Origin of the sequence: Tabrizicola aquatica, assembly GCF_002900975.1 — a bacterium.
Taxonomy (GTDB): Bacteria; Pseudomonadota; Alphaproteobacteria; order Rhodobacterales; family Rhodobacteraceae; genus Tabrizicola; species Tabrizicola aquatica.
Genome location: NZ_PJON01000002.1, coordinates 333,043 through 354,735, shown reverse-complemented (window position 1 = coordinate 354,735; position 21,693 = coordinate 333,043). Strand labels below are relative to the sequence as shown.

Below are 21,693 nucleotides of genomic sequence, written 5' to 3'. Positions count from 1 at the left end.
TGCAGGCACCGCTTCACCCCCATCGCCGCATCTTGCTTCGGGTCTTTCCCATGTTCCGCTTCTTCGAAAACCTCGTCGATCCCTATCAACCCTATGTCGAACAGGACGCCCCGCCGACCCGGCTTTGGCCGTTCCTGAAGGATTACGTTCGCCCGTTCCGTGGCGTGTTCATGGGCACGGGGGTCTTTTCCGTCGGCAATGCCGTGCTGGATGTGGGCCTGATCTGGTATCTCGGCCGGCTCGTCGACCTCATGTCGACCCAAAGCCCCGAGGCGTTTCTGGCCAACCACTGGACCGAAATCCTGGTCGCCGCCCTGGTCATCCTGATCGTCCGCCCGCTGGTCGCCGGCGGCTCGGTCGGCCTGTTGCACAACACGATCATGACGAACTTCGGCACGATGATGCGCTGGCGGGCGCATCGGCACGTCCTGCGCCAGCCCGTCGGCTGGTTCGAAAGCGATTTCGCCGGCCGCATCGCCAACCGCATCATGCAGGCCCCTCCGGCAGCCGGTGAGGCGGTGTTCCAGGTCTTCGACATGGCCGCCTTCGCCGCCGCCACTTTCATCGGCGCGCTGCTGATGCTGGCCGAGGCCGACCCCCGGCTGATGATCCCGCTGCTTTTGTGGTTCGCCGGCTATGTCCTGCTGATGCGCTGGACGATCCGCCGCGCCGGTCCCGCCGCCACCGCCTCCTCCGACGCCCGCAGCGCCGTGACGGGCCGCGTGGTGGACAGCTATACCAACATCCACTCGGTCAAGCTTTTCGCCACCCAGGACAGCGAGATCAATTACGCCAAGGAAGCGATCGAGACCTCGCGCAAGACCTTCCAGGTTGAAATGCGCATCGTCACCAAGATGGACATGGCGCTGACCTTCCTGAACGGGCTGATGATCCTGGGCGTCGGCGGACTTGCGCTGTGGTTCTGGGTCCAGGGCTCTGCGACCATTGGCGTGGTCGCGGCAGCCATGGCGCTGGTTTTGCGCATCAACTCCATGACCTACTGGATCATGTGGGCCTCGACCAACCTTGCCCAGAACCTTGGCACGCTTGCCGAAGGGATGGCGACCATTGCCCAGCCCATTGGCCTGACCGACAAACCCGCCGCCAAACCGCTGGAGTTTCGCGCCGGCCTGGTCGAGCTGAAAGGCGTATCGCACCACTACGGCCGCGGCTTCGGCGGGTTGCGCGACATCACCCTGACCATCCGCCCGGGCGAGAAGATCGGCATCGTCGGCCGCTCTGGCGCGGGCAAGTCGACGCTGGTGAAGCTGATGCTGCGCTTCTACGACACCGAATCCGGCGCGATCCTGATCGACGGCCAGAACATCGCCGAGGTCACGCAGGAAAGCCTGCGCCGCCAGATCGGCATGGTCCAGCAGGACAGCAGCCTCCTGCACCGGTCCGTCCGCGACAACATCCTGTATGGCCGCCCCGACGCCACCGAAGACATGATGATCGCCGCCGCCAAGAAGGCCGAGGCGCATGACTTCATCCTGACGTTGGAGGACCCCCAGGGCCGCCGCGGCTATGACGCCCATGTCGGCGAACGGGGCGTCAAGCTGTCGGGCGGCCAGCGCCAGCGCGTCGCCATCGCCCGCGTCATCCTGAAGGACGCCCCGATCCTGATCCTGGACGAAGCCACCTCCGCGCTGGATTCCGAAGCCGAAGCCGCCATCCAGGGCGCCCTCTACGGCGTGATGGAGGGGAAAACCGTGATCGCCATCGCGCACCGCTTGTCCACCATCGCCGCGATGGACCGAATCGTCGTCCTTGACGACGGCCAGGTGGTCGAGGACGGACCCCACGCCGACCTCCTCCGCCAGAACGGTCTTTACGCCCGCTTCTGGGCGCGCCAGTCCGGCGGCTTCATCGGCTTGGACGAGGAAGCCGCGCAATAGACCCGTCGTCGTTCGACTTCGTCTCCTCCTCCGCCCCGCGCGAGGAGTGACGAAGTCATCGACGAGCAGTCCCGGCCGACCAACACTTGCCCTTTCCCGCCCACCGGCCTACCTCTGCCGCATGAGCGCCCTTCAAAGCCTCGGCTCCCTCATCGACGCCTTCCGCCCCGCCGACGGCCCCCCGCCGCAACGGTTGGGTGCCTTCATGCGCTGGTCGCTTGCGGGGTCCTGGCCGATGCTGGTCGTCGCTGGCATCCTGTCGTCACTCGCCGGCGTGACCGAGGTTGTCAGCGCCCTGATCCTGGGCTGGGTGATCGACGCTGCCGTCAATTCCGGCCCGACCGACTTTTTCGCCACGCACTACAGCCTCGTGGTCTGGTTCCTGGTCTTCTACCTGATCCTGCGCCCCCTGGCCTTTGCCGTATCTTCAGCGTCCAACAGCATCATCATCGGCCCGAACGTGATGCCGCTGGTCCTGTCCCGCCTGCACCGCTGGACCCTGGGCCAGGCCGTCACCTTCTTCGACAACGACTTCGCCGGCCGCATCGCGCAAAAGCAGATGCAGGCCGCCCGCGCCGTCACCGATGTCGCGACCGAGGTCATCAACACCGTCTGCTTCGCGCTTGCCTCCGTCATCGGATCGGTCGCCTTCCTGGTGGCTGTCGATGCCAAGGTCGCCATCGCGCTGCTGGTCTGGCTGATCGCCTATGTCTGGCTGATCCGCTTTTTCATGCCGATGATCCGCAAGAACTCTGCCGCCCGCGCCTCCAGCCGCGCGATGGTGTCGGGCCAGGTCGTCGACACGATCACCAACATCAAGACGGTCAAGCTGTTCGCCCACCACGCCTTCGAGGACCGGGTCGCGCTGGACGCCATGGAGGTGTTCCGCGAACGATCCCTCGAATTCGGCGTGATCTCCACCTGGTTCCGCTTCTCGTTGATGTTGCTGGCCGGCATCCTTCCCGTTCTGCTGATCGGCGGAACCGTCATGCTTTGGCAACAGGGCAGCGCCACCGCTGGCGACATTGCCGCCGCCGGGGCCATCGCGCTGCGCATCGCGCAGATGTCGGGCTGGGTCAGCTTCACGCTCATGTCGATCTATACCAGCGTGGGCGAGGTCGAGGATGGGATGCGCACCCTCTCCATCCCCCACACGCTGGCCGACGCCCCCGATGCGCAACCCCTGCCGCGGATCAAGGGCGAGATCCGCTTCGACCACGTCACCTTCGCCTATGGTCGCCAACGCGGCGGGGTGCAGGACATCGACCTGACCATCGGCGCGGGTGAAAAGCTGGGCATCGTCGGCGCCTCGGGCGCGGGGAAATCCTCGCTCGTCTCGCTTCTTCTCCGCCTTTACGACCCCGAACAGGGCCGCATCACCATCGACGGGCTGGACGTTCGCAACGTCACGCAGGAAAGCCTACGCCGCCAGATCGGCATGGTCACGCAGGAAACCGCGATGTTCAATCGCAGCGCGCGCGACAATATCGCATACGGCCGACCCGAGGCGTCGCAGGACGAAATCATCGCCGCAGCCAAGGCCGCCGAAGCGGATGAGTTCATCGGCCAGATGCTCGACCACAACGGCCGCAAGGGTTATGACGCTTTCCTTGGCGAACGCGGCGTCAAGCTGTCCGGCGGCCAGCGCCAGCGCATCGCCCTGGCCCGCGCCTTCCTGAAGGACGCGCCGATCCTGGTGCTGGACGAGGCGACTTCTGCGCTGGACAGCGAAGTCGAGGCCAGCATCCAAGAGGCGCTGGGCCGCGTGATGCAGGGCAAGACCGTCCTTGCCATCGCGCACCGCCTGTCGACCATCGCCGCGATGGACCGGATCATCGTGCTGGACCGTGGCCGGATCGTCGAAATCGGCAGCCATGACGAGTTGCTGGCCAAGGATGGGCTTTACGCGCGGTACTGGAAACGGCAATCAGGCGGCTTCATCGGCACCGAAGACGAAGAAGCGGAAGCGGCAGAGTGATCGTCACCATTGACCGGCTGGGCCACCTTGGCCACGGCATCGCCCCCGGACCCCTGTATGTGCCCGGCACCCTGCCCGGTGAAGTGGTCGAAGGCACGCCCGACGGCGATCGCTTGGCTGATCCCAAGATCATCACCCCCTCGCCCAACCGCGTCAAACCGCCCTGCCGCCACGCCCGCGCCTGTGGTGGCTGCCAGTTGCAGCACGCCGCCGAGCCCTTTGTGGCCGCCTGGAAGCAAGAGGTCGTCGTGAACGCCCTTGCGGGCCAGGGTCTTGCGACTGATTTCCTGCCCCTTGTCACCTCGCCACCGAATTCCCGGCGCCGCGCTACCCTGTCGGCCCGCCGTACGAAATCGGGTGTGCTGATCGGCTTTCACGCCCGTGCCTCGGACACAATCGCCGAGATCCCGGATTGCCAGCTTCTGCACCCCGGCATCCTGGCGGCCTTCCCCGGCCTGCAGGCGCTGGTCTATGTCGGCGGATCACGCACCGCCGAATTGTCGCTGCAAGTCACCCTGACCCGCGGTGGCCCGGATGTTGTGGTCACGGGCGGCAAACCCCTGGACAGCACCCTTCGCATGGACCTCGCCCGCCTGGTCGAAGCGCACGCCTTCTCGCGTCTGACCTGGGACGGCGAGACCGTGGCGCTGCGCGACCGCCCCGCGCTGACCATGGGCACCGCCACCGTCGTCCCCCCGCCCGGGGCCTTCCTGCAAGCAACGGCCGAAGGCGAGGCCGCGCTCCTTGCTGCGGTCCGCCAAGCCCTTGGCCCCCAGAAGCGCATCGTTGACCTCTTCTCTGGCGTCGGAACCTTCACCCTGCCGCTGGCCGGGACGATGGAGGTCCACGCCGTCGAAGGCGACGCGGCCATGACCAAGGCCCTCGACCTTGCCGCCCGCAACACCCCGAACCTCCACCGCATCAGCACCGAGACGCGCGACCTTTTCCGCCGCCCGCTGGAACCGGACGAACTCGAACAGTTCACCGGCGCCGTCATCGACCCCCCCCGCGCCGGGGCCGAGGCGCAGACGCAGACCCTGGCCGCGTCCAAAATCCCCGTGATCGCCGCCGTCTCCTGCAACCCCGTCACCTTCGCTCGCGACGCAAAGGCGCTGACCGCCGCCGGCTACCGCCTCGACTGGGTCCAGGTCATCGACCAGTTCCGCTGGTCCACCCATGTTGAGCTTGTCGCCCGCCTGTCACGCTGACGCTTCCGTGATCCCTGCGACAGCCTGTCCTGCTTTGCAGCGCGGCCGAAATCCTGTACCTCTTGGAAAAAAATGGGGCAGACGGTCACAGGCATGCGCGGTTTCGGAATCCTCCTCCTCCTGGTGGTCACGCTGGGCCTTTCGGCCTGTGCCCCCAAGACCAAGTTCCTGAAATATCGTGGCCCCGAGGTCACGCAGGTCCAGGTCCACAAGACCGACCGCAAGATGTACCTGTTCCACCATGACAAGGTGCTGAAGTCCTACGATATCGCGCTGGGCTTCGCCCCCGACGGGCACAAGCAGTTCGAAGGCGACGGCAAGACGCCCGAAGGCCAGTACTTCATCAGCCACAAGAACCCGAACTCGCAGTTCCACCTGTCGCTCGGCATCTCCTACCCGAACGAGGCCGACATCGCCTTTGCCGAGGCGCAGGGCAAGTCGCCCGGCGGCGACATCTTCATCCACGGCGGTCCCAACGGCAAGATTCGCAGCCGCGACTGGACCTGGGGCTGCGTCGCCCTCACCGACAACGAGATGGAGGTCGTCTATTCCATGGTGAATCCGGGCACGCCGATCTTCATCCTGCCCTGAACGCAAAAGGGCGCCCGCAAAGGCGCCCCCCGTCCTGCCTGACCCAAAGGCTCAGGCCCCGGTGATCAGCGTCCACCAGATCTTGCCGTTCGGCTCCTGGAACCAGGAAAATCCGATCTGCCGCGCCTGCGGGTCCATGATCACCGCCCGCGTATCCGCCTGCGCCATCCAGGCCGACAGCGTGACCAGTTCGGTCTCATAGGTTTCCGAGATCAACTCGCCCACCAACCGCCCGGTATAGCCCACGCGCTGCACCCGCATCAGCGGCGACGAGCCGTCGGACCCAAAGTGCCAGGGCCGGTTCTGCACCGACATGTCGCGCGAATGCGTTGCGGCGGCGGCATTCAGCCGCGCGTCGAACGCCAGCGGCGACAGCGACCGCGCCGCCCGCAACGTGTTGACCGAATCCAGCAAGCGGAACGAGATTACCTCTTCATCCCCCGGCTTGATCCGGTACACCTGCGGCAAAGGCTTGCCATCCGCGCCCAGTGTCGGCCCCCGCGTCGGCACACAGGCCGAAAGCGCTAGGCCCGCGCCGCCCAGCAGAAACATGCGTCTTTCCATAGCGTCCACCAGATCCTCGCCACCCCCACGGGGCAGCTGTTGGGCCTTCTCTAGCGAAAGGACGGACAAGGTTCAAACGGGCTTTCTGCCGATCGGCGAAAGCTGACAGGTGTTTGATTTGCGGGAATCCTGCAAAGCGTCTATAGCACCGGCAAAAGTCGAGACATGAGCAGGAGTCTACCCAGAATGACAAAGGGCACGATCAGCCGTCGTTCGCTGCTTGCCGGGGCCGCAGGCATGGCCGGGATGGCCACGCTTCCCGCCCTTGCGCAGGAAGGCACCACCGAATTTGCCGCCCCGGTGTCCAGCACGGTGCGCAACAACGTCTCCAGCTTCCGCATGCTGCAATGGCAGGACTATTTCGACAACACGCGCGGCGGCGCGATCCTGGTCGACATCACCTCGCGCGCCCTGCACTACTGGAGCGAGGATCAGTCGATCTACCGCCTCTATCCCACCTCTGTCCCCCTGTCCGAGGATCTGACTCGCCGTGGCCGGACCGAAGTGGTGCAAAAGGTGGTGAACCCGTCCTGGCGCCCGACCCCCTCGATGCTGGAACGTAACCCGGAATGGCCGGCAGTCGTCGAAGGCGGTGCCAAGGACAACCCGCTGGGCACCCGCGCGCTGTATCTCTCCTGGACCTACTACCGCATCCACGGCACCCACGACACGCGCAAGATCGGCCGCAAGTCGTCGAACGGCTGCGTTGGCCTTTACAACGAACATATCGAAGAGCTGTTCGAGATGGCCAAGGTCGGCACCCAGGTGCTGCTGATCTAGCGCGTCACCCCACGCAGCGAATCATGGGCCGCGGACCGGACAGGTCGGCGGCCTTTTTCGTTACCCCAGAAGGTCGCGCCGCAGCCGGTCAAAGATCGCCACCCCCGGCGCGATCAGCGCATCCGGGAAGTCGTAATCCGGGTTGTGCAGCGCGGGCAGGCTCTCTCCGGCCCCCAGCAGGAACATCGCCGATTTCGCCATCCCGCCGAATCGCCCGAAATCCTCCGACGCGCGCATCGGCCAGCCGCTGTCGCCCTGCGGCAGGCCCAGCGCCGTCACAGCCCGCGCAATGGCCTCGGTTGCCTGCGGGTCGTTGGTGCAGGCGGCAAACGGGTCGTGGTGGCTGAACTCCACCTCCAGCCCGTGGTCGGCAGCCAGCCGCCGTGCCAGACCCATGACCTCGTCGCGCAGCGCGGCCATGTCGGCATCCGCCAGCGTGCGCAGGGTCAGCCACAGCTCGCCCTCGCCCGGCGTTATGCCAAAGGCCGGCTCGCCCATCCGGGCATGGCACAAGCTGACCAGCCGGAACCCCGGTCCCAGCGCCCCGCCCTGGCCGGTCGCCACGGCGGCAGGCATTAGCGCCGCCAGCGCAAAGGCCGGTGAGACGCCGGTTTCCGGGGCCGAGGCATGGGCCGTCCGTCCCCGGAACACCACCCGCAACCCTTCCGACGCGCAATTCGCCGGCCCCGACGCGATCATCGCATGGCCCAATGGCAGGCCCGGCATGTTGTGCAGCGAAAAAGCCCAGTCTGGCCTGATCTCGGCAAAGCGCGCATCCGCCAGCACCGCCGCCGCGCCCGACCCGTCCTCTTCTGCCGGCTGGAACAGCAGCACCACCCGCCCCCGCGCCGGCCGGTCGCGGGCGATCAGCCGGGCCAGCCCCAAAAGGATGGTCGAGTGGCCGTCATGTCCGCACAGATGGCCCTTGCCCGCCACGGTGGACCGATGCGGGGCGTCGGACAACTCCTCGATCGGCAGCGCGTCCAGTTCCGACCGGAACAGCACCGTCGGCCCCGGTTCCGCCGCCTCCCAGACAGCCGCCACCCCATGACCGCCAAGCCCCGTCAGGATGCGGTCCGGGTTCAGTGGCACCAGCGCCCCAACCACCTTCGCCGCCGTCCCCTCCTCCTGCCCCGAAACCTCGGGGTGGCGATGCAGGTGGCGGCGGAACTCGGTCAGTTCCACAACGTCAAGATTGCTGAGACTCATCTAGCCTTCCCCACTCTCCGCCCCCGGCTTCACCTTGCACAAATATCCTCAGGGGGTTTGGGGGCAGAATGCCCCCATTCTGCGCCATCAGCACACATCGCGACGCCAGGGCAAACCAAAGGCACGCGCGGCAGCGCTCAATTTGACAGGCGGCAACCCAAGGCGACCACAGAGCACAGGTATTAACACCACCCTAACGCGGACAGACAACCCATTGTAATCGCTGGAAAACGCCAATCTGTCCACCGTGGACAGATCACGCCTTGGGCAGCCACCCCGCCAGGTTCTCCTCGATCACCGCGACCAGGGCCTCGATATGGGCCGGCTCGTCGTTCAGGCAGGGGATATAGGTGAACTCCTCCCCCCCGGCATGCTCGAAGGCCTCCCGGATCTCGCCGTTGATCTCCTCCAGCGTCTCGATGCAGTCGGCACTGAAAGCCGGCGCCATCACCGCGATCCGCTTCTTCCCCTGCTTGGCCAGCTCGGCCACATGCTCGACCGTGTAGGGCCGCAGCCATTCCTCCGGCCCGAAGACCGACTGGAAGGTCGTGTCGATCGACCCCTTCTCCCACCCCAACCTCTCCCGCAAGAGACGCGAGGTCTTGGCACACTGGCAGTGATAGGGGTCGCCCTCCATCAGGTACCGCTTGGGCATGCCGTGATAACTGGCGACCAGCACGTCCGGCTTCACCTCCAGCTTCGCATAGGCCGTCTCCACCGACCGGGCCAGCGCGTCGATGTACAGGGGGTGCTCGAAATACTCCGGCACGGTCCGCACGGCAGGCTGCCGCTTCTCCTTCATCATCGCCCGGAAGAACTGGTCGTTCGCGGTGGCCGAGGTCGCCCCGGCGTAGTGGGGGTAGAGGGGGAAGAACAGGATCTTCTCGCACCCCGCCTCGACCATCGCCCGGACCCGGCTTTCGGTGGAGGGGTTCCCATAGCGCATGCAGAAATCGACCATCACCTCGGTCCCATGCCGGTCCGCGACGACCTTGGCAATCGCTGCAGTCTGGGCCTTGGTGATCGTAAGAAGCGGGCTTTCGTTCAGCTCGTGGTTCCAGATCAGCTTGTAGTTCGCGCCCGAGGAAAACGGCCGCTTCGACAGGATCACCAGCTGCAACAACGGCTGCCACAGCCAGCTGGAGTAATCCACGACCCGCTTGTCCGAAAGGAACTCGTTCAGATAGCGCCGCATCGACCAGTAGTCGTAATTGTCCGGTGTCCCCAGGTTGGCAATCAGCACCCCGATCTTCGCCTTGCGGACGGGCGGGTGGTCGGCGGGGGCGTGGGCCAGGCGGCCCTGGCCGGTCTGGACCGAGGCGGAGGCGTCCTGGAAGCTTTTTGCGTCAAGCATCTGAATGATCCCAATGGTTGCTGCGGGACATAACCGCTTGCAGCGCGGGGTCAACCGTCCCTTGGCAAGGGTTTCTCGGCGGCACCAAGCGCATCGGCCAGTCTGGCCATGGCAGAACCGGGGCGCAAAGGTTTTTGCTGGCTGTCATGTGGGGCCCAGCCGGTCAGGAACACCAGCTCGAAGGTGGCGGGCAGGTGCCCCTCGGGCGTGGCAAGGTTCTGATAGATCGCCGCCGCCGCCCTCATCACCCCGCGCCGGGTGAAGTGGCGCGGTCGGGCGGCAAGGGCGCTGGTCTCGCCCATCGCGCGCAGGTCGGAAAGCAGCCGGCCAAAGTCGCGATACCGGACCACCTGCGTCAGGCTGTCCGCCACCGGCAGCGCAAACCCCGCCCGCTGCATCAGCGCGCCCAGATCGCGGATCTCTCCCATCGGCAGCACGCGGGGAGAAAGGCCGCCCACCACCTGCGCCTCGGCTTCGGCCAGGCTGGCGCGCAGTTCGTTCAGTGTGCGCCCACCGGGAAAGACCGCCAGGAACAGCCCGTCCGGTTGCAAGGACCGCAGGCATTGGACCAGTTGGCCAACCGGATCGTTCGCCCAATGCAAGGACATAGCGTGAACGATCAGATCGTGCGCGCCAGGAGTGAGGGCCAGAACCTCATCATCCGGCACGACCGGCGCGAAATCGGACCAGATTTGCGGATGTCCGGTCACCACGACGGGCGACGTAAAGGTTCTGTTAACCTCGCTGAGTCTCTCCTGAACATCGTCGTAGGCCAGCCGGTGCAGGAACAGCGCCTCGTCATGGTCGGGGCGCAGCGCGGCGCGGTGGCGCTGGCGCAGCAGGGCGGCGCGGTCGGTCAGAGGCGGTGGCTGGGTCATCGCGCGAAGATGTGGGGGAGAGGATGGGATTGCAAGCCGCGCTTCAGGTCATCTACCCGCCGCAATGCATCAGTTGCAGCGCGCCGGTCACCAGCGACTTTGGCCTGTGCGCCGAGTGTTGGCGCGAGACGCCCTTCATCGCGGGACTGGTCTGCGACCGATGCGGCATTGCCTTGCCAGGGGGCGAGGCGGATGAGACCGCGCATTGCGACGACTGCATGACCATCGCCCGGCCCTGGGACCGGGGCAGGGCGGCCTTGGCTTACCGCGACAACGGCCGCCGGCTGGTGCTGGCGCTGAAACATGGCGACCGGATGGATCTGGCGCGCCCCGCAAGCGGCTGGATGCTGAAATCCGCACGGCCGATCCTGCAACCGGGGATGCTGGTCGTGCCCGTGCCCTTGCACTGGCTGCGGCTGATCCGGCGCAAGTTCAATCAGGCGGCGCTGCTGTCACGGTCCATCGCCAAGGCGGCGGGGCTGGACCACTGTCCCGACGCCCTGACACGCCATCGCAGCACCGGCAACCAGGACGGCAAGACCCGCGACGCGCGCTTTGCCAATCTGGTGGATGCCTTTTCGGTCCCCCGTCGGCGCCAGCCTCTGGTCGTCGACCGCGATATCCTGCTGGTGGATGACGTGATGACCTCGGGCGCGACATTCTCGGCAGCGACCGAGGCGCTGATGTCGGCGGGGGCGCGCTCGGTCAACGTCTTGTGTCTGGCGCGCGTTGCGAAAGACGACTGATCGCCTATAGTCTGGACGCCAAAGAGGTTTCCCATGCGTCCTGTCGAGATCTACACCACCCCCACCTGCGGTTATTGCGCCATGGCCAAGCGGCTGTTGCAGCGCAAGGGCGTGCCCTATCGCGAGATTGACGTCAGCGCCGATCCGTCCTTGCGCTCGGCGATGGTCCAGCGGGCGAACGGTCGTCGTACCGTGCCGCAGATTTTCATCGGCCAGACGCATGTCGGCGGATCGGACGATCTGCATGCGCTGGATGATGCGGGCAAGCTTGACGCTCTGCTGGCCGATTGATGCGCGCCGCGCTGGTCCAGTTGAACGTCAGCGATGATCCGGCGGCCAATCTGGCCGTGACGGTCGATCTGGTGCGCCAGGCCGTCGCCGGGGGCGCGGGTTTCGTCCTGACGCCTGAACTGACGAACGGCCTTTCCTCCAGCCGCGCCCACCAGCGCAGCGTTTTCCGGCAAGAGGACGACGACCCAACCCTTGCCGCCCTGCGGGCCGAGGCGCAGGCGGCGGGGATCTGGCTGCTGGTTGGATCGCTGGGCCTGTTTACCCATGACGCGGACGGGCGGTTCGCCAATCGCAGCCTGCTGGTCGGGCCGGACGGGCAGGTGGCCGCGCGCTATGACAAGATTCACATGTTCGACGTCAACGTTTCGGAAACCGAAGTCTACCGCGAAAGCGAGGGTTACAGACCGGGAACCCGTGCCGTCGTGGCCGAGACGCCTTTTGCGCGGGTCGGAATGACCGTCTGCTACGACGTCCGGTTTCCCGCGCTGTATCGCCGGCTGGCGCAGGGTGGGGCGCAGGTGATCACGGTTCCGGCCGCCTTCAACCACATCACCGGGGCCGCGCACTGGGAAACCCTGCTGCGCGCCCGCGCGATCGAGACGGGGTGCTTTGTCCTGGCCCCGGCGCAGACCGGGTTCCATCCCGAGGCGAATGGCAAGGGGCGGCGGACGCATGGCCATTCGCTGGCCATCGCGCCCTGGGGCGAGATCCTGGCGGATGCCGGCACCGAACCCGGCGTGACTTTCGTTGATCTGGACCTGGCCCGGGTGGAAGAGGCGCGCCGCCGCGTCCCCTCGCTGTCGCACGACCGGGACTTCGCCGGGCCATGAGTGGCGAAAAGTCCGAGGATATCGCCGTCGCATTGTTCGGCGAGTTGTTCATGGCCGACCAACTGGCGCGCAACCGCATCTCGAAGGTCCTGCCGCGGGGGATGGAGCTGTCGCATTTCAGCGTGCTGAACCACCTGGCGCGGATCAATGACGAACGCACGCCCGCGCAACTGGCGCGGGCCTTCCACGTGACGCGCGGGGCGATGACCAACACGCTGTCGCGCCTGGAATGGGCGGGCCATGTTCATATCCGCCCCGATTGGGAGGACGCCCGACAGAAATTCGTGGCGATCAGCCCCAGTGGCCGGGCCGCGCGCGATTCCGCCGTGGCTGCCGTCGTGCCCCTGATTGCCGAGGTCGTCCAATCGATCGGCGCTGAGCGGGTGCGGGCGCTGGTCTCGGTCCTGCGCGAGTTGCGGGTGCGGCTGGAGGACGACTGACCATGGCACCCGTGCCATAGATGCAGGGTTTGCGCCACCGGCCTGAGGTTAGCCCTTGCCCTGTGGCGTTGAACTTCGCATAGACTGACAAGGTATCCGGGAACGTGAAAACCATGCTGTCATCGCCGCGTCTGTCTGCCCTTCTTGTGCTTTCGACTGCCCTTGCCGGTGCGCCGGCCCTGGCGGAAATGACAAAGTCGCTGAATTTGAACGGCACGACTGGCCTGATCGACATGCCGTCGGGCGATGCGCAGGAAGACGCGCGCTTTACCTTCTCGACCGCGCTGGTCGGCCCGATCACCCGCGCAACGATCAGCTTTCAGATCACCGAGCGGTTGTCGGGTTCGTTCCGCTTCCAGACCTGGCGCGACTGGAACACGCTGTTCCCCAGCGACGGCAAGAAGTTCGAGGATCGCAGTTTCGACCTGCGCTATCAGATCCTGAAGGAAGGGACCTATGTCCCTGCCCTGACCATCGGCCTGCAGGATTTTACCGGCGACGGGACCTTTGCGTCGGAGTATCTTGCCGCGACCAAGACCTTTGGCGACCGGCTGAAGGTCACCGCCGGCCTGGGCTGGGGCCGGATGGGCAGCTATGGCGGGATGGGGGAGCTCTTCGGCGACCGTCCCCCGTTGTCGGAAGAGGATGCGGGCAACCCCAACACCGACCAGTGGTTCCGTGGCGAGGCGGCACCCTTTGCCGGTGTGGAATACAAGATCACCGACCAGTGGACCTTCAAGGCCGAATATTCGTCCGACGACTATACGCTTGAGGATGAGACCCGCGGTCTGATCGAACGCGACAGCCCGTTCAACTTTGGCTTCGAATACCAGCGCGGCCCGAACGCGCGCTATGGCCTGTACTCGCTGTATGGGTCCGAGATCGCCTTTGCCTTCCATCTGATCCTTGACCCCAAGACCCGCGCCGCTGGCGGCGTGATGGGTGCGGCGCCGGTTGCCGTGAAGGCCCGCCCCGCGCGTGCGGCCGACCCGGATGCCTATGACGGCGGCTGGGTCACCCAGGCCGATGCCGGTCCACTGCTGCGCAAGAACCTGGCCAAGCGGCTGGCGGTCGATGGCATCGTGATCGAGAACCTGGCCTATACCGCCAGCACTGTGCAGATCCGCATCCGGTCGGGTCGGATCGACGCCGGCTCGCAGGCCATCGGCCGCACCGCGCGCGCGCTTAGCCATGTGATGCCCGCCTCGGTCGAGACGTTCGAGATCGTGCCGGTGGTGAACGGCATCGGCGCCTCCAAGGTCACGATCCGTCGCAGCGATCTGGAGCAGCTTGAATACGCGGCCGACAACGCCTCGCTTCTGCGCCAGCGCGTGACGATCACCGATGCGGGCCGGGTGCCGGCCAATGCGGTGGGCGATGACGGGCTGTATCCGAAATTCCGCTGGAGCCTGAAGCCCGCGCTGAAGGTCAGCGAGCCGCTGAAAGGCGACGTCGGCCTGCGGCTGTCGGCTAGCTATGATATCCGTCCCGGCCTGGTGCTGTCCGGCGCGGTCTACAAGCGGATGTTCGGCAACGTGGACCGGACCGGCGAGCCGTCCAGCTCTCCACTGCCGCATGTTCGCACCGACAGCTCGCGCTACAGCAAGTTCGGCGATCCCGCGTTGGAGCAGTTGACCCTGGCCTGGTTCTCCCGCCCGGCCGAGGATGTCTATTCCCGCGTGACCTTCGGTTACCTGGAACGGATGCACGCCGGCGTCTCGGGCGAGGTGCTGTGGAAGCCGGTGGATAGCCGCCTCGCCCTGGGGGTCGAGGTCAACTATACCAAGCAGCGCGATACCGACGGCGGCCTTGGGTTTGACGAATACGACTATGATATCGTGACCGGCCATCTCTCGGCTTATTACGACTTTGGCAATGGCTTCCTGGGTCAGCTGGATGTGGGCAAGTACCTGGCGGGCGACGTGGGGGCCACGGTCTCGGTCGACCGGGTGTTCGCCAATGGCTGGCGCGTTGGGGCTTTCGCCACGGTGACGGATGCCCCGTCCGACACGCTGGGCGATGGTGGTTTTGACAAGGGCATCCGCTTCTCGATCCCGCTGACCTGGGCCATTGGCAACGAAACCCGACAAAGCTTTGGCGCGACGTTGCGGCCGGGAACCGGGGACGGTGGCGCGCGGGTCGATGTGGACGGTCGGCTGTACGAATCGATCCGCGAATACCACACCCAGTCGCTTGACCCCGATTGGGGCAGGGTCTGGCGGTGATGCCCATGTCCAGACTTGTCGCGGCCTGCGCCGCCCTCGCCCTGCTGGCCGCTTGCGGCAGCGAAAAGTCCGAACCTTCGCCCCTGGGCGCAGCGGTGGGCACCTTGGCCAAGGCCACCGTGTCCCGGGTTGCCGCCCGCCGCGCCGGAGGCGAGGCCAAGGCCCCCGCGCCGCCCACCCGCGCTGATGTCGAGAAGTACGGTATCCCAATCCTGCGCGCGGTGATCCCGACGCGTGGGGCGGATGCGCTGGTCACGATCACCGACCAGAAGGGCCCTGTGGTGACCTGGTCCACGACGGATGGCACCACCTTCAGCTTGCAGAACGGCGTCTTGATCCAGACCCGCGGCCTTGGCCCCGACCTGATGTCGGCACGGGTGCCCAGCGTGGGTCAGTTGATGCGGGACGGCGGCACGCACCAGCGCGTCTACTATTTCCTGGGCCAGGACGACAGTTCCACCCGGCGGACCTATGACTGCACGGTTGACGTCAAGGGCCGCGAAAGCATCACCATTTTCGAGCGTGCCCATTCTGTTACGCGCGTGACCGAGGAATGCCAGCGTCCGCAAGGCACGGTGACCAACGAATACTGGATCGAAGGTTCCAGCATCCGCAAGTCCCGGCAATGGGCCAGCGGCATGACCGGTTACATCGACTTTGAGCGGGTGGTGGACTGATTCGGTCCGCCACCGAACCGCCGCCGAAGTCGCCCTGTATCCCGTATGCAACGGAATCGGTCTGCCGGAGGGATTTCTTGGCTGATTCCGGGCCTCTACAACCCCAAATGGTGTTGCCAGGTTTGGTTGCGTCGTGGGTTGATGTTAGCCTTGACCCGTTGAAGACCAATTTCAGGAGGGTTGGAATGAAGAAACTCGTAGCCAGTGTTCTTGCATCGTCGCTCCTCGCCTCGGCAGCTTTTGCCGGCGGACCAATTGTTGTGGTCGAGGAAGAGGTTCCCGTTGTGGAAGAGCGTCCGGCCTCTTCGGCTGGCATCCTGCCGCTGCTCTTGATCCCGATCATCCTGTGCGTCGCGCTTTGCGGCGGCGATGATGATGAAGAGGTTGAGCCGCAGTAAGGCCAGCGGCCCAGAAGTTCCTGCTACAGCCCGCCCTAACCGGCGGGCTGTCTGCTTTCAATAGTCCCGTTCGATGAAGATGCCGACACCGGTTTCGCCATCCTCGCCGATGCGGCCTTTCAGTGTCACACCCTCGCGCAGGTCGAGGTTCAGGTTGATCCGGCTGGACCCGCCCTGCCCGATCTCGACCTCGGTATAAACGTTCTCGGACAGGTACTTCCCCGCCCGCAACGCGGTCGAGCCGTCGTCGGCGGTGGTGATGTCCAGATCGTCCAGTCCGAAGCCCTGCCGCAGCCGGTTCACCAGCCCCTCGCCGCCGCGCCCGGCCAGCGTGGCCACCGCATTGGCCAGTTGCAGCGCCTGCAACGGCGACAGATTCTCCAGCCCACGGCCGAACAAAAGCTGCGACAGCACTTCCTCCTGCGGCAGATCGGGGGTCGAGGTGAAGGTCACCACCGGATCGTCGGCCGGGCCATCCACGTTCACATAGCTGATGATCCCGTCGTTCTCGGAACTGGCCGAGATGCGGATCAGCGGGGTGAAACTGCCCTCCAGCTCCAGGTCGGCGCGGGACAGGGTCAGGCGCTTGCCCAGAATGTCGATCCGCCCCCGCACCAGTTGGAAAGCACCGGAGGGGATGACGGCCGCACTTGTGCCGGTCAGCCGGATCTCGCCCCCCAGTTCTGCGTCAATTCCCCTGCCGCGCAGGAAGATCTGGTTCGGCGCGGTGATGGTCAGGTCCAGCCGGAAGGGCCGCTCGCTGCCCGTGCCACCCGCGCCGCCGCCTTCGTTCAAAAGCCCGGCCTTCCGCCGCGTGTCGCGCACGGCGGCGGGTTCGTTCCGGTGCCGGATGTCCAGCAAGGCTGCGGCCGAGGTGAACCCCGTCGAAGGCACGCGCAATTCGGCCTCGCGCAGGTCAAGTCTGCCGGCGACCAGCGCCCCACCTAGCAGCGGGCCGCTGATCGTAAGCGCGCCGTCAAGGATGGCGTCGTAAAGCTCCGGGTCATAGATGCGGACGCCGGCCAGCGCGACGGTCAGGTCGGCGGGGAAGGGCGGGGTCAGGCTGACCGGCCCATCCACCCGCACTTGCCCCCCGGTCGAGGGGCGGCCGGTCAGCGATACTTGCGCCCGCCCGCCCTCCAATTGCGCCATGGCCTGCACGCCCTCCAGCGCCAGGCCAAGGTCGGGGTCGGTCGCCCGCCCGTCCGACAGGGTGATCCGCCCGGAGAGCGAGGCCAGCCGAAGCGGACCGTTCAGCCGCAGGTCATACGAGACCGCACCATCCACGGCGCGGGGGGACAGGATGACGTTCGCCAGCCCCGCCCGCCCGGTGCCGGTGATCGTCAGATCACCGGCACCAAAGCCCGCCGCGATCCGCCCCGCGACCCGTGCGTCGATCCCGCCGGGACCCCGCACCGCCACCGACAGGTCAGTCCCGCTGCCATCCTGGGTGGCGGTCCCAGTCAGCGTCACCGGGCCGCTGAAATCCGACAGGATCAGCCCGACATCCGCCAGCCGCCCCGTCAGGTTCAGCCGCCGGGGGATGCTGTCCCCCTCGGCCGTCGCAGTGGCGTCAAGCTGCGGGTTCGCAATGCTGGCCCGGTCGATCAGCAGCCGTCCGTCCCGCAGTTGCCCGGCAAAGCCCAGACGGCTGGCCCCGGCCAGCAGCCTGTCCACCTCGTCATTGCCGATTCGGATCGACTGACCCTCGCCCTCGGCCGTCAGCGCCCCCGCTTCGGGCGTTCCGCGAAAGCCCACGTCCAGGCTGACGCGCCCGCCAAACCCGGGCCCCAGATCGGCAAGGTCACCGACCTCCAGCCGCCCGGTCAAGTCCGACCCCTCGGTCGCGATGGTGCCCGAGGCGTCCAGCGCCAGGCTGCGCGCGGCCAGCGTCAACGCGCGCAGGGTGGTCCCGGTTTCATCCCGCAGCAGCGATAGACCCGCCGTCGCCTGCCCGGTCAGCAGCCGGTCCAGGGCGGCGATCCCAAGTTGCAGGTCCTGTGCCTGCACGTCGATCCGCCCGTCAATCTCGCCCGAAAGCAGTCCAGCCGCGCCATCGGCCACGATCGTCCCGCTGCCACCGATCTGCCGCCCAGCCAGGGCCGAGAATCGCGACAGGTCCGCCGCCGTGACGGTGATCCGCCCGCTGGTGCGCAGACCTTCGTCCAGGCCCGCGACGGACAACTGTCCCGCCAGCCCGTAATCCGTGCCGGTGATCGCCAGATCGGACAGCCGCAGATCGCCCCCCTCCAGCAGGTGGAATTTCAGCGCGCCTTCAAGCTTTGGCCCCAGCGCCGCCGCCAGCCCCGGATCGGCAAGCACAAGATCGCGCAGCGCCAGGTTCAGCGTGCCCCCCAGGCTGTTCCCGGCCGGAGTCCGCGCGACCCGGCCCGACCCGGCCAACCGCGCGTTGCCCAGCCGCAGGTCGCTCCACTCCAGCCCCGCCAGCGTGACCTCGCCGCGCCAGCCTGCCCGGTCGCCGCTTTCCGCCGCCAGCCGGAACTCGGCCCGGTCCAGCCGCGTCGGCACCTCGCCCAGCGGCAGCAGCACCGGCGCGCCATCGGGCGAGGCGAGCGTGCCAGTCACGTCCAGACTTTCCACCAGCCCGTCCGGGGCCAGGTTCATCTGGCCTTCAAGGACCAACGACCGCGCCTGCAGGTCCAAGGCATCCACCCGCAGACTGCCCAGGGCCGAGCGTGTGGCATCAAGCTTCAGCGCCACCTGATTGCCGAAAAAGTCCACGTATTGCGGCAGCAGCAAGGGCGCCAGGTTGCCGGCCACATCTGCCCACAGGCGGTAAGCCCCATCTTCGGCCCCGGTCAGGGTGATGGTTCCCGCCAGCCGCTCTTCGCCATCCGTTGCCAGCCGCAGGTCGGCCGCGAAATCCTCCAGCGGGCCAGAGCCGGTCAACTCCAGTTCGGCGGCCGGGGCATCGGGGATGTTCAGCGCGGTGACGACCAGCCCACCTGCGGCTTCCTTGGCGCGCAAATCGACGGACAACTGCCCAGACGTGTTGGAAAAGCTGGCATCCAGCCGGATCTCTCCCTCGGCGCCGTTTGAGCGCAACAGGTCCAGCGTCGCCGTGCCCTCGCCATCGATCAGCGTCGCGGCGGCCTCCAGGCTGCCTTCGACGGGCTGGCCCAGCACCGTTTCATCCAGCACGATCCGATCGGCCGCGATCCGGCCAATCTCGACCGAAACCGGCAGATCCGGCAGGCGAAAGCCGCTGGCCTCTGGGCTGGGGACCGCGCTGTCGCCGGTATCCGGCACGCGCGCCACCAGAATTTCGCCCGCCGACAGTTCCGAGACGACCAGCGCCCCCGACAGCAGGGATGAGCGGCTCCAGTCCAGCGTCACGTCGTTCAGCGTCAGCCAGATGCCGGCATCGTCCGCGATGGTCAGCGACTGGATCGTCGCGCGTGAGGATAGCGCACCCTCGAACCCGGTGATCGTCACCTGCCGCCCGGCGTCGGACAGGTTGTCCTCCAGGAAGGCGGTCAGGTAGCCACGGTCGTCCTCTTGCGCAAGGGCAGGGGTGGCGAGAAGGCCCAGCAGAAGCACCCGGCGCAGCATCAGAACGCCTGCCCCAGGCCGATATAGACCTGCACCCCGTCGCCCGTGTTGCCCGAGATCGGCGCGGCCACGTCCAGCCTGATCGGTCCGATCCCGGTGTCATAGCGCAACCCCAGGCCCGCGCCGGCATGCGATTCGGCCCCGCCGTCAAACAACCCGTCCAGCCCCACGGTTCCGGCATCGACAAAGCCCACCACGCCGATCCGGTCGGTCACCTTGGCCCGCAACTCCAACGAGCCCGCGGCGAAGAACTGCCCGCCGATCAGGAACTCTGGCCCAAAGCCCCGCGTCACCGCGATCCCCAGGGATCGGTAGGGTTGCCCCCGCACCGTTCCGCCGCCGCCGGAAAAGAAAAGCTGGTCGCGCGGCGTCTCCAGCAGGGTCGGCCCCCAGATGCCCCCCGCCTGCGCCCGCGCGGCGATGACAAAGCGCCCCGCCTCGCCCAGGCTGCGATAGCCGCGCGCGTCCAGCGTCGCCCGCACGCCCGATCCGGTGGTGCCAAAGCCCAGGAACGGCTTCAGCGTCGCGTCGATGTAGAAGCCGCGTTTCGCATCGGTCTTGCTGTCGCGCCGGTCCCAGACCAGCCCCAGCGGCAGCGACAGGTTGCGAAAGGTGAAGCTGCCCCCCGGATCGCGGCCATCCTGATAGGAATAGGTCAAACCCGCCTTCCCGGTCAGCGAGTCCGAGAAGATGTGCGAAAAGGTCAGGCCGAATTCCACCGTGTCGGCGAAGTAATCCACCTCGTCCAGGTGGCTGTAGTTCAGCACCAGCCCCGCCGTGGTATCCGGCGTCAGCGTCGCCGGCCGGTCCAGCGAGACGCCAAGCGCATAGTCCACCCCGCTGGTGCCGGCGCCGATATTGGTGATCTCGCCCTCGACCAGCAGACGCTCGCCCCCGCCCAGCAGGTTGCGGTGGAGCCAGGACCCGGTCAGCGACACGCCGTCCAGGCTGGCGACCTCGGCCCCCAGCGAATAGCGGCGGGGTTTCTGTTCCACGATCTGCGCGGTGATGCCCAGAAGGTCGGGCGCGGTGATCGCGTCATCCTCGACCAGGTTGGCCGAGGCGAAGATGCCCGTCCGCCGCAATCGCGTTTCGGCCCGGCGCAGTTCGGATTCGCTGAAGGTTTCGCCCACCGGAAGGCCGGCGATCTTGCGCACCCGCTGCTCGCGCATCCGTTGTTCGCCCTCGATGGCCAGCGGACCAAAGCGCAGGCGCGGGCCGGGGGCGACCCCCACCGCCACGTCCAGCCGCGCGTCGGCGTGGTCGGCCACCACCTCCTCGGCCGCGATGCGCGCCTTGGCATGACCCACTTCGCGCCAGGCGCGGATCGACAACTCCACCGCCTCGGTCACCAGGCCGCTTTCGGCCGTGGCGCCGGGGCGAAAGCCTTCGGGCAATTTCGTCTCGGGAGCCTGCGGACCCAGCGCCACGCGGCCAAAGCGGAACGGCGGACCGGGGTCCACCACCACTTGCACGTTGCGAATCGTCGCCGGCACCTCCAGCGCGGGGATCTCGGCGGCCTCGCGCCCGTCCAGGCGGATGCTGATGACGCCCGAGTAATGCCCCTGCCCGTAAAGTGCGGAAAGGATCGCACCGTAATCCGCCCGCGCGGCCGCCAGCACGTCCTGCGCGGCCACGGCGTCCTGTTCCTCCAGCGCCAGAAGGCGCGAGGCGGCGCGGACCGCCTCCTCCAGATCTTCATCCCCGCCTGCGATGCTTAGGGCTACCCGGTCCTGAGCCACGGCTGCGCCGGACAGCCACAGACCAAGCGCAACCGCAAGGGCACCCGGCAACAGCTTCATTCCCGCGGCAGGCATTTGGCGATCGTATCCTTTCCGGCGCTTTCGCCGACTATTGCAGGCAGACCGAACCGGGGCAACGGCCCCCCGCGGACTGGGCAAAGATGTGAACATCCAGACCAGAACGCGCCACCACCCTTGCCGGTTGCATCAGGACTTGCAGACTCGGGTCGGCAAGCGTATATGCGCTTCAACAGCTGCTTCCGGGTCCAAACCTGAAGCTACCGAAAGTCACGGGCGGGCCGCTGGGTCCG

At 66.7% G+C, this 21,693-nt stretch carries 18 protein-coding genes; 12 read left to right on the top strand and 6 right to left on the bottom strand.

Features of this window, described 5'->3' with window-relative positions; translation table 11 throughout:
- The first annotated feature begins 50 nt into the window (after positions 1 to 50).
- The 4 genes from CXR42_RS10085 (at position 51) to CXR42_RS10070 (ending at position 5,675) form a co-directional block, all read left to right on the top strand.
- Positions 51 to 1,898 (top strand): ABC transporter ATP-binding protein, encoded by a 1,848-nt coding sequence (locus CXR42_RS10085; protein ID WP_103257412.1) that lies wholly within the window; start codon positions 51 to 53, stop codon positions 1,896 to 1,898.
- 121 nt (positions 1,899 to 2,019) lie between these two features.
- On the top strand, positions 2,020 to 3,876 hold the full coding sequence (locus tag CXR42_RS10080) for an ABC transporter ATP-binding protein (RefSeq protein ID WP_103257411.1): 1,857 nt from the start codon (positions 2,020 to 2,022) through the stop codon (positions 3,874 to 3,876).
- Positions 3,873 to 5,084: a class I SAM-dependent RNA methyltransferase gene (locus CXR42_RS10075; RefSeq protein WP_103257410.1), complete on the top strand. Its 1,212-nt coding sequence runs from the start codon at positions 3,873 to 3,875 to the stop codon at positions 5,082 to 5,084. The genes CXR42_RS10080 and CXR42_RS10075 overlap by 4 nt, the downstream gene beginning before the upstream one ends.
- Positions 5,085 to 5,177: 93 nt before the next feature.
- On the top strand, positions 5,178 to 5,675 hold the full coding sequence (locus CXR42_RS10070; protein WP_103257743.1) for a L,D-transpeptidase family protein: 498 nt from the start codon (positions 5,178 to 5,180) through the stop codon (positions 5,673 to 5,675).
- A 51-nt stretch (positions 5,676 to 5,726) separates the two neighbouring features.
- Here the strand turns inward: CXR42_RS10070 and dalA are convergent, their stop codons facing one another.
- Positions 5,727 to 6,239: a divisome-associated lipoprotein DalA gene (gene dalA / locus CXR42_RS10065; RefSeq protein ID WP_103257409.1), complete on the bottom strand. Its 513-nt coding sequence runs from the start codon at positions 6,237 to 6,239 to the stop codon at positions 5,727 to 5,729.
- A 246-nt stretch (positions 6,240 to 6,485) separates the two neighbouring features.
- Between dalA and CXR42_RS10060 the strand changes: the two genes are divergently transcribed.
- Entirely contained in the window at positions 6,486 to 7,019 is a 534-nt protein-coding gene (locus CXR42_RS10060) for a L,D-transpeptidase (RefSeq protein WP_425444861.1), read from the top strand.
- Positions 7,020 to 7,079: 60 nt separating this feature from the next.
- On the opposite strand, the gene CXR42_RS10055 is transcribed toward CXR42_RS10060, so the two are convergent.
- The 3 genes from CXR42_RS10055 to CXR42_RS10045 form a co-directional block, all read right to left on the bottom strand.
- Positions 7,080 to 8,228 (bottom strand): amidohydrolase, encoded by a 1,149-nt coding sequence (locus CXR42_RS10055; protein ID WP_103257407.1) that lies wholly within the window; start codon positions 8,226 to 8,228, stop codon positions 7,080 to 7,082.
- 256 nt (positions 8,229 to 8,484) lie between these two features.
- On the bottom strand, positions 8,485 to 9,582 hold the full coding sequence (hemH, locus tag CXR42_RS10050) for a ferrochelatase (protein WP_103257406.1): 1,098 nt from the start codon (positions 9,580 to 9,582) through the stop codon (positions 8,485 to 8,487).
- A 50-nt stretch (positions 9,583 to 9,632) separates the two neighbouring features.
- A complete protein-coding gene (locus CXR42_RS10045) occupies positions 9,633 to 10,460 on the bottom strand; it encodes a methyltransferase domain-containing protein (protein ID WP_103257405.1) in 828 nt (275 codons plus the stop codon).
- A gap of 23 nt (positions 10,461 to 10,483) precedes the next feature.
- On the opposite strand from CXR42_RS10045, the gene CXR42_RS10040 reads away from it, so the two are divergent.
- From CXR42_RS10040 to CXR42_RS10010, 7 genes are all read left to right on the top strand, one after another.
- A complete protein-coding gene (locus tag CXR42_RS10040; protein ID WP_103257404.1) occupies positions 10,484 to 11,206 on the top strand; it encodes a ComF family protein in 723 nt (240 codons plus the stop codon).
- Positions 11,207 to 11,239: 33 nt separating this feature from the next.
- Positions 11,240 to 11,497: a glutaredoxin 3 gene (gene grxC, locus CXR42_RS10035; RefSeq protein WP_103257403.1), complete on the top strand. Its 258-nt coding sequence runs from the start codon at positions 11,240 to 11,242 to the stop codon at positions 11,495 to 11,497.
- A complete protein-coding gene (locus tag CXR42_RS10030; RefSeq protein WP_103257402.1) occupies positions 11,497 to 12,327 on the top strand; it encodes a carbon-nitrogen hydrolase family protein in 831 nt (276 codons plus the stop codon). The genes grxC and CXR42_RS10030 overlap by 1 nt, the downstream gene beginning before the upstream one ends.
- Positions 12,324 to 12,767, top strand: a complete 444-nt coding sequence (locus CXR42_RS10025) for a MarR family winged helix-turn-helix transcriptional regulator (RefSeq protein ID WP_103257401.1) — start codon at positions 12,324 to 12,326, stop codon at positions 12,765 to 12,767. Before CXR42_RS10030 ends, CXR42_RS10025 begins: the two co-directional genes overlap by 4 nt.
- 113 nt (positions 12,768 to 12,880) lie before the next feature.
- On the top strand, positions 12,881 to 14,992 hold the full coding sequence (locus CXR42_RS10020; protein ID WP_103257400.1) for a YjbH domain-containing protein: 2,112 nt from the start codon (positions 12,881 to 12,883) through the stop codon (positions 14,990 to 14,992).
- 5 nt (positions 14,993 to 14,997) lie between these two features.
- A complete protein-coding gene (locus CXR42_RS10015; RefSeq protein WP_180996021.1) occupies positions 14,998 to 15,669 on the top strand; it encodes a YjbF family lipoprotein in 672 nt (223 codons plus the stop codon).
- Between the two features lie 185 nt (positions 15,670 to 15,854).
- Positions 15,855 to 16,067: a hypothetical protein gene (locus CXR42_RS10010; RefSeq protein WP_103257742.1), complete on the top strand. Its 213-nt coding sequence runs from the start codon at positions 15,855 to 15,857 to the stop codon at positions 16,065 to 16,067.
- A gap of 57 nt (positions 16,068 to 16,124) precedes the next feature.
- Here CXR42_RS10010 and CXR42_RS10005 read toward each other — a convergent pair whose 3' ends face one another.
- Both CXR42_RS10005 and CXR42_RS10000 read right to left on the bottom strand, forming a co-directional pair.
- Complete coding sequence (locus CXR42_RS10005; RefSeq protein WP_103257398.1) at positions 16,125 to 19,640, bottom strand: translocation/assembly module TamB domain-containing protein; 3,516 nt, start codon at positions 19,638 to 19,640, stop codon at positions 16,125 to 16,127.
- Positions 19,640 to 21,457: an autotransporter assembly complex protein TamA gene (locus tag CXR42_RS10000; protein WP_103257397.1), complete on the bottom strand. Its 1,818-nt coding sequence runs from the start codon at positions 21,455 to 21,457 to the stop codon at positions 19,640 to 19,642. Before CXR42_RS10000 ends, CXR42_RS10005 begins: the two co-directional genes overlap by 1 nt.
- Positions 21,458 to 21,693: the final 236 nt, after the last annotated feature.